The organism is Alkaliphilus pronyensis (assembly GCF_009017275.1).
GTDB lineage: Bacteria > Bacillota > Clostridia > Peptostreptococcales > Natronincolaceae > Alkaliphilus_C > Alkaliphilus_C pronyensis.
Map to the genome: position 1 here is coordinate 1 of NZ_WBZC01000028.1, position 13,106 is coordinate 13,106.

The window sequence follows — 13,106 nt, forward strand, 5'->3', positions numbered from 1 at the left end:
GTTAAGAGTTAAGAGTTAAGAGTTAAGAGTTAAGAGTTAAGAGTTAAGAGTTAAGAGTTACGAGTTAAGAGTTAAGAGTTAAGAGTTAAGAGTTAAGAGTTAAGAGTTAAGAGTTAAGAGTTAAGAGTTAAGAGTTAAGAGTTAAGAGTTAAGAGTTAAGAGTTAAGAGTTAAGAGTTAAGAGTTGAAAGTTAGAAGTTAGAAGTTAGAAGTTAAGAGTATAGTTGTTGAAAGGATTTGAGGTTCTGAGTAATATGTTGGAAGAGCTGTGGAATAGAGAAGGATTCAAAGAATAACCGGGATCAAAGGTTAAAACCATGATTCCCGGTTATTTTATTGCTATTGAAGCTGTGTCTTCTCTTGATTATATCTGGTTTTTGCGCTTTCAACGTCTTGAGAGTTGGCTTTTTTCACTTGGTACCAGCCTCTTTGACGCATTGCATCAAAAATATCATATTGTATTTGGTGACTATTGTTTAGGCAATTGGTTAAATGTTGTCTTAAATTGCTACAAGAAGCTTCTGTTATCCCTATATTATAGGAAGAGGATATTTGCTTTTCAGAAGCAATTAAATCATTCATTAGCTCTTTTTCTGAAAAGGATCTATGATGATTCATATAGCTATACCTCCTTTATGTTTTCTTATTATATTAGTTGTAACCATTTAAATAATTCAACAGCTGATTATAATGCTGTTTATGTTTTTGGGCTGCCTGCTGGCACAGACTTTTTAATTCTGTATCGGTACAATACTCTGCATAATTAGTGTACTTTTTTGTCATCATAGACTCATAATTTAATTGATCTTCTAGTATTTTTAAATTAGGTGAATCCAGCTGCTTATTACCATTACTTTGAATATTTTGATTTTGGCTATGCATTTCTTAACCTCCCTCTAAAAAAATATTAGCTACTAAATATAGTATTAGACAAAACTATTACCATATAACAAGTAAATAAAGGGAAAGAACTCTTACTATGTAGGCTTGTTATATTTGGAAAACATTAATTTTTTTTGTATAATACTATTAGGGAGAAAACTAAGGAAGGAGTAAGTTATGATATATAGAGACTATGGGAAAACTGGAAAAAAGGTTTCGGTAATAGGGTTTGGTGGAATGAGATTTGGAAAGGATGAAGATTATTCTGCCGAAGTAGTTCGCAAAGCTAATGAATTAGGTATTAATTACTTTGATACTGCACCCTTTTACTGTAATGATAGAAGTGAATTTATTTTTGGAAGGGCTTTTAAAAAAATGCCAAGCCAATATTATGTAGCAACCAAAAGCTCTGTTAGAAAAGAGGATACTGCTGATAAGGTTAGGTGGAGAATAGAGAACTCCCTAGAAAGAATGGGTATAGATAAAATTAATTTTTTTCATATGTGGTGTATTATGGACCTTCAACAGTATCAAAAGGTGATGGAACCAGGGGGAGCATATGAAGGGGCGTTAAAGGCAAAGGCTGAAGGTCTTATAGATCATTTAGTTTTTTCGACCCATTGTAAGGGTGAAGACATAAGAAAAATAATTGAAGATAATGTATTTGAGGGGGTGCTACTAGGCTACAATGTAATAAATCATCCCTACAGGCAAGAAGGAGTAGATGCTGCAATAGAAAAAAATATTGGCGTTGTTACAATGAATCCACTAGGTGGAGGTTTAATTCCTAGAAACGAAGAGTTTTTTAGCTTCATAAGGGAGAGGGATGGGGAAAACTCCAGTCAAGCTGCTTTGAGATTTAATGCAGCACAAAAAGGTATTACTGTAGTGTTGGCAGGTATGGGTACTATAGAAGAGGTTGAAGAGAACATAGAAGTTGTTAAACATCCATTAATTGTTTCTGAGAATAAAGTTAAAGAAATTAAAAGTAAAATAGGTGAAGAGTTGAACTCCCTATGTACAACCTGTGGATATTGTTTAAAATGTCCTAAAAAAATAGATATACATAACTATTTAGAAGCCTACAACCTAATGATTTTAGACGGTAAAGAAGCTATGGAAAAACATCTTAAATGGTTAAAGGAAACAGGAAGCATTAAAGAGGATGCTCAACCTAAAGCTTGTATTGCCTGTGGTGCCTGTGAAGAGCTTTGTACTCAAAAGCTTCCAATTATTGAAAGATTAAATGAAATAAGTGCTGTAATGAAATAATAAAAAAGGAGGATTTTAATAATGTCAAAAGCTGAAAAAATAACATTTGAAGGTAATGAATTAGTATGCCCAGTATGTGGATATGATGAATTTTGGCAAAGAGAAACCCTAATGAATACTGCTGGTGCATCATTTTTAGGATTCGATTGGGCAAATAAAGCTGCTAAAAATTATGTGTGTGATAAATGTGGGTATGTGTATTGGTTTCTAAGTAAATAAATCCACTGAGTTTGTAAACCTATGGGAGGCGAAACAATGGAGAATTTTAATTTAAAAATAGGTATGAAATCAAAGATTGAAATAATCGTTAAGCAAAAAGACACAGCAGAAGAATTTGGCAGTGGAGGTGTTAAGGTTTTGGCGACACCACTAATGATAGGGTTAATGGAAAAAGCGGCTATGGAGGCAGTAGACCCCCACTTACCAACTGGTCTTGCCACAGTAGGTACCAATGTTAATGTGAGCCACTTAGGGGCTACTCCTGTTGATATGAAGGCTTATGCTACAGCCGAACTAATAGACATAAATGGAAAAAAGCTCACCTTCAAGGTTGAGGCCTTTGATGAAAAAGAGATGATAGGTAAGGGAACCCACGATAGATACATAATAGATTTAGAAAAGTTTATTTCAAAGGCTATTTCAAAATAAATAGAAATCAGCATCATCACCCTACTGACACTTTAAGTATTATTAATAAAAATTTGCTTGACATATATATAGCCTTTTGATAATTTATAATATAATAATTTAATCAGTTTCACTCATATAATACCGATAATATGGATCGGCTGTCTCTACCAAATGACCGTAAATCATTTGACTATGGGTGAAGTTATTATATATTGTCATAAGATGCTAATATAGCGTATATTTTATGTGTTTATGCCCATATAATAATTTCAGTCCTAGGAGACAATTATTATATGGGTTTTATTTGTATCCTGGTAGTTATGCTTCTGATATTTGGATATCACTTATAAGACAAAGGAGGAAATTAGATTGGAGGAAAAATTTGTAAAGGAAGGTTTAACTTTTGATGATGTTTTACTTATACCAGCAAAATCAGAAATATTACCATATCAAGTAGACACAACATCATATTTAACAAAGGCTATTAAGCTCAATATCCCCATAATAAGCTCAGGTATGGATACCGTTACAGAAGGAAAAATGGCAATATCAATGGCACGGGAGGGTGGCGTTGGAATTATTCATAAGAATATGTCAATTGAAGAACAGGCCCTTGAGGTGGACAAGGTAAAAAGAAGCGAACATGGGGTTATTGTAGACCCCTTTTATTTGAGTCCTAACCATACCATATCAGATGCTTTAGAGTTAATGGAAAGATATCATATTTCGGGAGTACCTATTACAACTAAAGGAAAGCTAGTGGGCATTATAACCAATAGAGATATTAGATTTGAAACGGATTTTCAAAAGCCTATCTTTGAGGTAATGACTAAAGATAATCTAATCACAGCTGTTGAAGGTATTAAAATGGCTGAAGCTCAAAAAATTCTAATGAAACATAAAATAGAAAAGCTTCCTATAATAGATAGTAATGGCATGCTTAAAGGATTAATTACCATAAAGGATATAGAAAAGACAATAAAGTATCCTAATTCAGCAAAGGATCAACAGGGAAGACTGCTGGCAGGGGCTGCGGTAGGAATAACAGCAGATATGATGGAGAGGGTTAGCGGACTAGTAAAAGCAAATGCTGACGTGATTGTAGTTGATACAGCCCACGGTCACTCAAAAGGTGTTATTGATGCTGTAAAGACTATTAAATCAAATTATCCTAGCCTACAGCTGATAGCAGGAAATGTTGCAACCGCAGAAGCTACCATAGAACTAATAGAAGCAGGAGCCGATGCTGTAAAGGTAGGTATTGGACCTGGTTCAATATGTACCACTAGAGTTGTTGCTGGAATAGGAGTTCCTCAAATAACTGCAATATACGATTGTGCAAAAGCAGCAAAAGATTATGGAGTACCTATTATAGCTGACGGAGGAATTAAATATTCAGGAGATATACCAAAGGCTATTGCTGCTGGAGCTAGTATAGTAATGATAGGCTCATTGCTTGCTGGAACAGAAGAAAGTCCAGGAGAAACGATTATATATAAAGGTAGAAGCTTTAAGTCTTATAGAGGAATGGGCTCAATTGCAGCTATGGAGAAGGGTAGTAAAGATAGATATTTCCAAGAAAATAATAAAAAATTTGTACCAGAGGGTGTAGAAGGAAAGGTTCCCTATAAAGGTCCCTTAAAAGATACTATTTATCAGTTAATGGGTGGTTTAAGGTCTGGCATGGGCTATTGTGGCACTGAAACCATAGAGGAGTTAAAAACAAAGGGGAAATTTATTAGAATAACTGGAGCAGGTCTAAAGGAGAGTCATCCCCATGATATAACCATCACAAAAGAAGCTCCTAATTATAGTACTAATGATTAAATAACAATTTAATGTTGAATGAAAAAATCAATTAGTAATGAGTAGTTAGTAATTAGTAATGAAAAACCAAAACCAAAGTTAAAAGTGAAAAGTGAAAAGTTAAAAGTTAAGAATTAAAGACAAAAAATGAAAACATTTAAAACAATTAAAATTATTAATAGCATTTGTAATACCAATATTAATTGTTTATTACTAACTGTTAATATGAGAGGATGAAGGAAATGAACAACGAGTTAATACTAATATTGGACTTCGGTGGTCAATATAATCAGCTTATTGCTAGAAGAGTTAGGGAGTTTAATGTCTACTGTGAGGTAGTACCCTATAATATCTCAATTGAAGAAATAAAGAAAAAGAATCCTACTGGAATGATTTTTACTGGCGGACCATCCAGTGTATATGATGAAAAAGCACCAAAATGTGATGAAGAGATATATCGTCTAAACATACCGATATTAGGTATTTGCTACGGTGGGCAGTTGATGGCAAGAGCATTAGGTGGAAAGGTAAATCGTGCTAAAAATAGGGAGTATGGAAAAACAAGCCTCAACATAAAGGAAAGTACGGGATTATTTAAAAACATACCAGAAAATCTAATTTGCTGGATGAGCCATACAGATTTTATTGAAGAAGCTCCCAGTAGCTTTCAGGTAACTGCCAGCACTAAAGATTGTCCAGTTGCAGCTATGGAAAATCACCAAGGCAAATTATATGCTGTACAGTTTCATCCAGAGGTTGAACATACCCAGATGGGAAACGATATGATTAAGAACTTCTTATATGAGATTTGTGGATGTACAGGGAATTGGACCATGAAAAACTATATAGATGATCAAATTCAAAGTATTAAGGAAAAGGTAGGAGATAAAAAAGTGCTGTGTGCCTTATCAGGAGGGGTTGATTCATCCGTAGCTGCAGTATTAGTCCATAAGGCAATTGGAGATAATCTAACCTGTGTATTTGTTGACCATGGGCTTTTACGAAAAGATGAAGGAGATTGGGTTGAAGAAATCTTCAAAAACCAATTTCAAATAAACTTTATTAGGGTAAATGCTAAAGATAGATTTTTAGGTAAATTAGCAGGTGTAAGTGACCCAGAAAGAAAAAGAAAGATAATAGGAGAAGAATTCATTCGTCTTTTTGAAGAGGAGGCAAAAAAGCTAGGTAAAATAGACTTTTTAGTACAAGGCACCTTATATCCCGACATTATTGAAAGCGGCACAGAAACTGCATCTGTCATTAAGAGCCATCATAATGTTGGAGGACTTCCAGAGGATATGGAGTTTGATTTAATTGAACCCTTTAAGTTTTTGTTTAAGGACGAGGTTCGAGCTGTAGGAACAGAATTAGGACTGCCAGAAGAAATAGTTTGGCGACAGCCCTTTCCAGGCCCTGGCTTAGCTGTTAGGGTTTTAGGAGAAATAACTGAGGAAAAGCTTGAAATAGTTAGGGAAGCTGATGCTATAGTTAGAGATGAAATTAAAAATGCAGGACTAGATAGGGAAATATGGCAGTATTTTGCGGTTTTACCTGGTATAAAAAGCGTAGGAGTTATGGGAGATGAAAGGACATATGCCCATACTGTTGGAATACGTGCCATAACAAGCTCTGATGCCATGACAGCAGATTGGGCAAGGATTCCCTTTGAAGTATTAGAAAAAATGTCAAGAAGAATAGTTAACGAAGTTGAAGGTGTTAATAGAATAGTATATGATATAACCTCTAAGCCACCAGCAACAGTAGAGTGGGAGTAGACAATAAAAAGCCTGTATGCCTTGATTTTACAAGGTTTACAGGCTTTATTTTTTCTATATGATACGCATATGATACATTTTTTATTTTTCTGTTGTTTCATTTGTTTGTTCTTGTGTCAATAGTTGCAACTTTGAAGCAACTTCACCATGCTTGTTAGGATAAAGATGTGAATAGGTTTGAAGGGTGGTTTCTATATTTTCATGCCCTAATCGTTCAGAGATCAGCAAGGGTGAAAATCCCATTTCAATCAATAAAGAAGCATGTGAGTGTCTAAGATCATGAACCCTGATCCGTTTCACTTTGGCTTTCTTTGCTATCCTGACCATGTGACCATTCATGGTGCTTCTTGCTATTGGGAAAAGTCTTTCACTTGGATCATAATCATAAAGCTTTGATACATAATCATTGACCACATCACAAAGATATTGTGGGATCGTGATGTTCCTTTTGCTTTTGGGTGTCTTAGGTTCCAGGATCAGATCCTGCTTCTGATGCCTTGCATAATTTTTGCTGATGGAAACTGTCTTTGCTTCAAAATCAAAGTCATCCAAGGTGAGTGCTAAACATTCACCAATTCGCATTCCAGTCCAAAACAGAACTTCATAGATAACAGTATACATTGGATTATCTGACACCTTGATGAACTTATTGAATTCATCCACAGTCCAAAAGTTCATATCATCAGCATTCTTCTTCCCCATAGATCCACAAACCCTTGCAGGGTTGGAAGGCAGCTTGTAATATTTACAGGCAAAATTGAAGATTGCTGAAATTTGATTGTGGACTGATTTCAAGTATGTTTGTGAATAGTTGTTTTCATGTGAAAGCAGTTCATTCTGCCACTTTCTAACTGTTGCAGGCTCAATGGTGTTGATTGGCATGTCTTTGAAAAAGGGCAGCACCTTCAGATTGATCACATATTCTTTATTTTCATATGTGGTTGGTTTCAACCTGGACTTGCAATCTTCCATGTAAAGTTCAACCAATGCACCAAAAGTCATGTCAGGTGAAGCTTGTGATTTTTCAAGGAATTCACGTTCAAAGGCTTTTGCTTCCTTTTGGGTTTTGAATCCACGCTTCAGCTTCTGCTTAATGGATCCAGTCCAATCAGTATAATTAAATTTGGCATACCAGGTGCTACGTTCTTTGTCTTTATATACAGGCATTATATCATCCCTTTCTTGTTTTAATGCAGCGTTGAAAATGATATAATATTTAGGTGAATGGGTATCATTTCAAGCTGCTGCTTGTTTGGTATCATTTTAAGAATCCTTGGTGTTCCAGCGCCAGGGGTTCTTTTTTTTACTTTAATTTACTTATCTGAAAATTAATAAATTCTCTTGTTTCCTTTTCTATTTGGTTGATCTCTTTTGGTGAACAACTGGACACATCAATTTCTAATAAATCTAAGTATTTAAGAAATGTTTCATGGATTGCAACATCCTTGGTAAGTTGTTCAGTATCAATTCCACTATCAAACTTCTTCATGGATTCAATGTACTTTGGATCATCCGTCTTGCATTTTAGAAACTGCATATCAATTGCTAGGTTTGCAGATAAATCATCCAACACAGCATCAGGAACGGTATTCCTTCCATTTTCCCAGTTCCTTATTGTTTGTTCTGATACATTATAGCGTTCAGCAAAATCCAGTTGTGTCATCTTCAGGTTTTTTCTAATAAGCTTCAGCCTTTTTCCAATATTTGGATTCACATCTAATTTTGGTCTACCCATTTAATATCCCCTTTCTTAAACCATAAGTAAAACTATAAATAAATAATAGTTTTGGTTTCTTCAAACCATAAATAAAAGTTATTATAATTAGTATAGACAACAACAACAATTTAGTCAATAGGAAGGGTGAAAAAAAATGAATAACAATGAAATTAGGAAAGCACTTTCTGATGCCAACATGAAGCAGTGGCAACTTGCAGAACTACTTGGAATCACTGAATGGACGTTAAGCAGAAAGCTAAGAAAAGAACTTCCTGAAGATAAAAAGGAAGAAATCTTGGATCTGATCAATAAAGAAAGGGGTGAAGATCATGACAAATAGTCAAAAGGTAATGACCAAAGATCCAAAATTCTACCATGCACAGGACATTGCACAGATCATGGATGTTTCTGAAAGTTCAGCGTACAGGATCATCAAGAAGTTGAATCAGGAACTTGAAGAACAAGGTAAGATTGTGATCCCTGGAAAGATTAGCAAAAGATATTTTGAAGAAAAGGTGTATCTATAATGTGCAGCAGAAGTCAAAGAATGGTAGGTGATAAGAATTGATAAACGAAAACATGTTATCCCTTTTCAAAGGGTTTGTACCAACTAAAGATAAAAAATCCACAATGGCTTTCAAGGGTAAAACATCAGATGAACTTCTAACTTATGATGAAGTGAAGCCACTTCCTGAATATGCTGGAATACTTGCAGATGATGTTGTGCTGATTGACATTGATGATCAAGACCAGGCTGAACTTATGATGGATATTGTAGAAGATCAGCAGCTTGATTGCCTGGTCATTCAGACAACCAGGGGAAAGCACTTCTACTTCAGAAACAACATCATCAATAGAAACGGAACCAATAAAAGCCTTGCAATAGGACTTCAAGCTGATATCAAACTTGGATCCAGGACTTCTTATTCAGTCCTTAAATATGATAACAAGGAACGCTTCATTGAATGGGATGTGGAAGAAGGAACGGACTATCAGCACATTCCAAAATGGCTGCATCCAGTCAATTCAAAAGTGGACTTTGTGGGGATGGAATCGGGGGAGCGTAATCAAAGCCTTTTCAATTACATCCTGACACTTCAAAGCAATGATTTGACAGTTGAAGAAATCAAAGAAACAATCAGGATCATCAATAAGCATGTTCTGAAGGATCCAGTATCAGAAAATGAACTTGAAGTGATCTTGCGTGATGACAGTTTCAAGAAACAAAGCTTCTTCAAGGGAACAAAGTTCCTGCATGATCATTTTGGAAACTATCTTATGAGAACTCACAAAATTAAGAAAATCAACGGTCAACTTCATATCTATCATGATGGTATTTATGAACCAGGATATGAAAAGATTGAAAGGGCAATGGTCAAAGAAATATCTTCATTGACGGATGCTAAAAGAAAAGAAGTGCTGAAGTATTTGATGGTAATAAGTCAACAATCTGAAGCATCAAACCCAAAATGGATTGCTTTCAACAATGGAATATTGAATATTGAATCAGGTGAACTGCTTCCATTCAATCCTGAATATGTAATTACTAACAAGATCCCTTGGGATTACAACCCAAATGCTTATGATGATTTGCTGAATCATACGTTAAATAGAATAAGTTGTAATGATCCTGAAATAAGAATGTTGCTTGAAGAAATGATTGGTGCAACTTTTTATAGATCCAATTTACTTGGTGGTGGTAAGTGCTTTATTTTATCAGGTACAGGATCCAATGGTAAGTCAACAATCTTGAATGTATTAAAAAAGGTTTTAGGTAAAGAGAACTATTCAGTTTTAGATCTGAAGAAGTTGAATGACAGGTTCAGCACAGTGATGATGTATGGAAAGCTGGCAAATATAGGTGATGACATATCAGATGAGTATAATGCAGATGTTTCCACCTTCAAGAAAATAACCAGGGGTGAAGCTATTGATGCAGAACAGAAAGGGCAGCCAAAGTTTGAGTTTGAACCTTATTCAAAATTAATCTTTTCAGCAAACAACATTCCCCACATGAAAGATCCCACTGGTGCTGCACAGAAAAGACTTCTAATCATTCCATTCAACGCAAACTTTAAAGAATCCAGTGAAGATTTTGATCCACAAATATCATGGAAGTTGATGCAACAGGGATCACTGGAATACTTCATCAAGCTTGGTGTTGAAGGTTTGAAAAGGGTTCTTGAAAACAAAAGGTTCACAACTTCATCAAAGGTTCAGAAGGAACTGGATGAATTCAGAATTGAAAACAATCCGATTCTATCATTCATTGATGATGTTGGGGTGGATGAAATTGAAAATGAAAAAACTTCAGATGTGTATAAGCGATACGCTGCATACTGTTCTCAAAATAACTTTTATCCTGTATCTAAAATCAAATTTTCAAAGGAAATTAACAGAACATTGAACATGGAAGTTGGGTTTGCTAAAGATGAAAATAGAAAAACGGTTAGAGTTTTTAAGAATCAAGACACAAATGACACGGTAACAAGTTGAACACACGGTTAGTACACGCATTATATACACGGTTGCAAGCCTTATATATTAAGGTTTACACGGTTGTACACGGTTAAGTATAACTTATTAAATTGATAGAAATTAATTTTTAAAATTAAAACACTAAAATATAAATAATATATATATACCTAAAAAGCGTGTACGAACCGTGACCATATAAAAAAAGAAAGGAAGATGAAAATGAAATTGAATGAAATGATTAGGAATTATAATCCAAAGATTATCCGTAAAGTATCGAAAAGGTTTCAGAATGGTCTTGAATATTATATTACAGGTGAACCTTTAGTTATAAAGGATAATTTGGAAGTTGTTAAGGTCATTGCAGTAGATAATGCATATCTATTTGTGGTATGCCCTAGGTGTGGTCAAATTCATATGTATAACATTATGCAAGTTAGAAAAAACAATCATGTTGTTCATGGTAATTGTAAAGGTAGACTGTTGTTTTGTGGTGAGATAACAGATCTGATGGAACAACAAGATCCATTCATAATTGATGAATCAGGTTATTAAAGAATAGCAAGGTTTTAGCAAGGTAATTTGAAATAATACCAAGGTTCTACCAAGGTGAATAGTAAGGTTTTAGTAAGGTAAAAAGTCATAAGGTTATACTAAGGTACCTAACAAAACCTAACATGTAAAACGGTAAGGTAATGGTAAGGTGATCTAAAAAGTGACAAGGTTATGACAAGGTGTAAATTACTACAAAATACTACAATTAAATCTTATATAGAACCTAACAAAACCTTACTTCTGAACTGGTTAGGTAATGGTTAGGTAGTTACAAGGTTATTACAAGGTGAAAGAAAGGATGGATCACAATGAAAAAGAAGAATGAAATGGAACGGATCATGAAGCTACTGGACAAGATCAGTGAGGATATTGAAAGAATACTTCAGAAACGTAAAGAAGCCACTGCATAGGGAAAGGTAAACCTACACAATGGCTTCAATGTGGATCAAATATCTATATCCATTGTATCACATGAAGCCATTGATTTTAATACACTTAATGGAAGGTTGGTGAGAATGTGCAAAACAAGAATGTAAAGTACCTGGAAACGATTAAAGAAATCATTGGTGCAGATCAGTTTCAAGCAATTGTTGAGGAACTTCCAGGTGCAGCAATACGGATCCCAAGTGATCCTGAACACTTTAATAAAATTGAACGGAATAAGCAGATCAGAATAGAAATGATAAAATTAGAAGTGGAAGAAAGGGTGATTTTATGACGAATCAGGCAAAGAAAGCCAAGCTGGAATATCAGCGTAAATGGCAAGAAGAAAACAGGGATCATGTGAATGAATATCAGCGTGAATATCGTGCAAAGCATCCTGAAAAGGTTAAGAAGTGGAATGAATCTTATTGGGATAGAAAGGCTGCAGCTTGTATGGGGTGATGAACTATGGCACTAAGCTTCAAGAAAGTAATTGAAAAAGCAACTACAATCAACGCAAAGCATGTGAAAGCAGTCAAGCTGATTGTTAGACCAAAGGTGTTCAGAACTATCTTCCTGGATGATCGTACAAGGGGATTTGATAATGTGAAATCCTTTGCAATGGATGATCAATCCTATTATGTATGTTGCCCATGCTGCATGCAGATTGAACAGATCAAAGTTGCAGACTTCAAAGGTGGATCCACGCTGGATGTTAAATGCACAAGCAAGAAGAACAGTGAAATATTCAAGCTTGATCAAACTGGATCATCAACCTTTGGTTACAAGATGGCTGGTTATACTGTAAATCTTAAAGGTTGGGAACCTGAAGATAAAATAATGAAAGGTGGAAGAAAAAATGGAACTAAACTTTAGAAAGCAAGTTGAACAACTACTGAACAAGTACAAAAGAGAAATGACAGAAGCATTGGGTAAGGTGAAGGAAATTGAAACCAGTACACCACAATCAGGTCAGATTTATTATTCAGATCATGATAAAGCACAGCTGATCAGGGATATTAAAGCAGAACTTCAAAAGGGTGATGCTGAATATAACAAGCAGCTGAACACAATCATCCTGAAAGCAAAAGATGATGTTCAAAGTGCAACGATAAGAAAGCCTTCTGACTATCAGAACATGCTGAACAATGCCTTGAATCAGATCAATATGATTGGTGACAAGTTGACTGATCAGGCTGCTTATGACCTGGTGAAGCCTTTCTTTGGTGACTATGAAACCATGCACAACCTTCATTCCGTTGTTTCAAATATGCATGGTAAGGAAGGGTTGAATACCACCACAAGAACCCTTGGATGGTTTGACAGTATGGTTAGCACACTTGACCAAATTGCAGCAGGAACAAAGTTCTTCTTCAAAGGTGGTCAGGACATGGCTATTGGTGTGAATTATGCACTTGGTTCTGACATGCTGATTGGTATGGCTGAAGAACTGGATCAGATGGGTAAGAAGATGGATGATCTTACAAAATTCAAGTTTGAAGAAGCTGAAGAAAGCATTGATGAATCAATTAAGGAAAAGATGCTTGGAAAGGATGGTGAATAATCATGAAA

Annotated in this window: 17 protein-coding genes and 1 riboswitch; of the genes, 13 read left to right on the forward strand and 4 right to left on the reverse strand. The window is 35.1% G+C overall.

Features of this window, described 5'->3' with window-relative positions; all coding sequences use genetic code 11:
• Positions 1-338: 338 nt before the first annotated feature.
• Together F8154_RS08820 and F8154_RS08825 are read right to left on the reverse strand one after the other, a co-directional pair.
• Positions 339-617, reverse strand: a complete 279-nt coding sequence (locus tag F8154_RS08820) for a spore coat protein (protein ID WP_151861254.1) — start codon at positions 615-617, stop codon at positions 339-341.
• A gap of 33 nt (positions 618-650) precedes the next feature.
• Entirely contained in the window at positions 651-881 is a 231-nt protein-coding gene (locus F8154_RS08825; RefSeq protein ID WP_151861255.1) for a hypothetical protein, read from the reverse strand.
• A 177-nt stretch (positions 882-1,058) separates the two neighbouring features.
• Between F8154_RS08825 and F8154_RS08830 the strand changes: the two genes are divergently transcribed.
• The 5 genes from F8154_RS08830 (at position 1,059) to guaA (ending at position 6,364) form a co-directional block, all read left to right on the forward strand.
• A complete protein-coding gene (locus tag F8154_RS08830; protein WP_151861256.1) occupies positions 1,059-2,153 on the forward strand; it encodes an aldo/keto reductase in 1,095 nt (364 codons plus the stop codon).
• Between the two features lie 21 nt (positions 2,154-2,174).
• Positions 2,175-2,372, forward strand: a complete 198-nt coding sequence (locus tag F8154_RS08835; protein WP_151861257.1) for a hypothetical protein — start codon at positions 2,175-2,177, stop codon at positions 2,370-2,372.
• 36 nt (positions 2,373-2,408) lie between these two features.
• Entirely contained in the window at positions 2,409-2,801 is a 393-nt protein-coding gene (locus F8154_RS08840) for a thioesterase family protein (protein ID WP_151861258.1), read from the forward strand.
• Between the two features lie 93 nt (positions 2,802-2,894).
• Positions 2,895-2,996, forward strand: a riboswitch (purine riboswitch).
• Between the two features lie 156 nt (positions 2,997-3,152).
• On the forward strand, positions 3,153-4,610 hold the full coding sequence (guaB, locus tag F8154_RS08845; protein ID WP_151861259.1) for an IMP dehydrogenase: 1,458 nt from the start codon (positions 3,153-3,155) through the stop codon (positions 4,608-4,610).
• Positions 4,611-4,831: 221 nt separating this feature from the next.
• Positions 4,832-6,364, forward strand: coding sequence for a glutamine-hydrolyzing GMP synthase (gene guaA / locus F8154_RS08850; protein WP_192930217.1), 1,533 nt, complete (start codon positions 4,832-4,834; stop codon positions 6,362-6,364).
• 81 nt (positions 6,365-6,445) lie between these two features.
• On the opposite strand, the gene F8154_RS08855 is transcribed toward guaA, so the two are convergent.
• Together F8154_RS08855 and F8154_RS08860 are read right to left on the reverse strand one after the other, a co-directional pair.
• Entirely contained in the window at positions 6,446-7,531 is a 1,086-nt protein-coding gene (locus F8154_RS08855) for a site-specific integrase (RefSeq protein WP_151861261.1), read from the reverse strand.
• 136 nt (positions 7,532-7,667) lie between these two features.
• The gene (locus tag F8154_RS08860; RefSeq protein ID WP_151861262.1) at positions 7,668-8,099 is read right to left on the reverse strand and encodes a helix-turn-helix domain-containing protein; all 432 of its coding nucleotides are present in this window, start codon (positions 8,097-8,099) and stop codon (positions 7,668-7,670) included.
• A 136-nt stretch (positions 8,100-8,235) separates the two neighbouring features.
• Here F8154_RS08860 and F8154_RS08865 point away from each other — a divergent pair, with 136 nt between their 5' ends.
• The 8 genes from F8154_RS08865 to F8154_RS08895 all read left to right on the forward strand — a co-directional run bounded on the left by F8154_RS08865 (position 8,236) and on the right by F8154_RS08895 (position 13,098).
• Entirely contained in the window at positions 8,236-8,421 is a 186-nt protein-coding gene (locus tag F8154_RS08865; protein ID WP_151861263.1) for a helix-turn-helix domain-containing protein, read from the forward strand.
• Positions 8,411-8,608 (forward strand): helix-turn-helix domain-containing protein, encoded by a 198-nt coding sequence (locus tag F8154_RS08870; RefSeq protein ID WP_243141213.1) that lies wholly within the window; start codon positions 8,411-8,413, stop codon positions 8,606-8,608. The genes F8154_RS08865 and F8154_RS08870 overlap by 11 nt, the downstream gene beginning before the upstream one ends.
• 37 nt (positions 8,609-8,645) lie before the next feature.
• The gene (locus tag F8154_RS08875; protein ID WP_243141214.1) at positions 8,646-10,577 is read left to right on the forward strand and encodes a DNA primase family protein; all 1,932 of its coding nucleotides are present in this window, start codon (positions 8,646-8,648) and stop codon (positions 10,575-10,577) included.
• A 201-nt stretch (positions 10,578-10,778) separates the two neighbouring features.
• Positions 10,779-11,111: a hypothetical protein gene (locus tag F8154_RS08880; RefSeq protein WP_151861264.1), complete on the forward strand. Its 333-nt coding sequence runs from the start codon at positions 10,779-10,781 to the stop codon at positions 11,109-11,111.
• A gap of 517 nt (positions 11,112-11,628) precedes the next feature.
• A complete protein-coding gene (locus F8154_RS08885; protein ID WP_151861265.1) occupies positions 11,629-11,829 on the forward strand; it encodes a hypothetical protein in 201 nt (66 codons plus the stop codon).
• Entirely contained in the window at positions 11,826-11,996 is a 171-nt protein-coding gene (locus tag F8154_RS15075) for a hypothetical protein (RefSeq protein ID WP_192930218.1), read from the forward strand. The genes F8154_RS08885 and F8154_RS15075 overlap by 4 nt, the downstream gene beginning before the upstream one ends.
• Positions 11,997-12,002: 6 nt before the next feature.
• Positions 12,003-12,410 carry a hypothetical protein gene (locus tag F8154_RS08890; protein ID WP_151861266.1) on the forward strand — a complete coding sequence of 136 codons (408 nt, stop codon included), beginning with the start codon at positions 12,003-12,005 and terminating at the stop codon, positions 12,408-12,410.
• The gene (locus tag F8154_RS08895) at positions 12,394-13,098 is read left to right on the forward strand and encodes a hypothetical protein (protein WP_151861267.1); all 705 of its coding nucleotides are present in this window, start codon (positions 12,394-12,396) and stop codon (positions 13,096-13,098) included. The genes F8154_RS08890 and F8154_RS08895 overlap by 17 nt, the downstream gene beginning before the upstream one ends.
• The last annotated feature ends 8 nt before the right edge of the window (positions 13,099-13,106 follow it).

Coding starts and splice junctions, on each gene's coding strand:
- F8154_RS15075 (WP_192930218.1), top strand. CDS start 11,826: ATGACGAATCAGGCAAAGAAAGCCAAGCTGGAATATCAGCGTAAATGG.
- F8154_RS08820 (WP_151861254.1), bottom strand. CDS start 617: ATGAATCATCATAGATCCTTTTCAGAAAAAGAGCTAATGAATGATTTA.
- F8154_RS08830 (WP_151861256.1), top strand. CDS start 1,059: ATGATATATAGAGACTATGGGAAAACTGGAAAAAAGGTTTCGGTAATA.
- F8154_RS08855 (WP_151861261.1), bottom strand. CDS start 7,531: ATGCCTGTATATAAAGACAAAGAACGTAGCACCTGGTATGCCAAATTT.
- F8154_RS08840 (WP_151861258.1), top strand. CDS start 2,409: ATGGAGAATTTTAATTTAAAAATAGGTATGAAATCAAAGATTGAAATA.
- F8154_RS08835 (WP_151861257.1), top strand. CDS start 2,175: ATGTCAAAAGCTGAAAAAATAACATTTGAAGGTAATGAATTAGTATGC.
- guaA (WP_192930217.1), top strand. CDS start 4,832: ATGAACAACGAGTTAATACTAATATTGGACTTCGGTGGTCAATATAAT.
- F8154_RS08860 (WP_151861262.1), bottom strand. CDS start 8,099: ATGGGTAGACCAAAATTAGATGTGAATCCAAATATTGGAAAAAGGCTG.
- F8154_RS08880 (WP_151861264.1), top strand. CDS start 10,779: ATGAAATTGAATGAAATGATTAGGAATTATAATCCAAAGATTATCCGT.
- F8154_RS08890 (WP_151861266.1), top strand. CDS start 12,003: ATGGCACTAAGCTTCAAGAAAGTAATTGAAAAAGCAACTACAATCAAC.
- F8154_RS08825 (WP_151861255.1), bottom strand. CDS start 881: ATGCATAGCCAAAATCAAAATATTCAAAGTAATGGTAATAAGCAGCTG.
- F8154_RS08870 (WP_243141213.1), top strand. CDS start 8,411: ATGACAAATAGTCAAAAGGTAATGACCAAAGATCCAAAATTCTACCAT.
- F8154_RS08895 (WP_151861267.1), top strand. CDS start 12,394: ATGGAACTAAACTTTAGAAAGCAAGTTGAACAACTACTGAACAAGTAC.
- F8154_RS08865 (WP_151861263.1), top strand. CDS start 8,236: ATGAATAACAATGAAATTAGGAAAGCACTTTCTGATGCCAACATGAAG.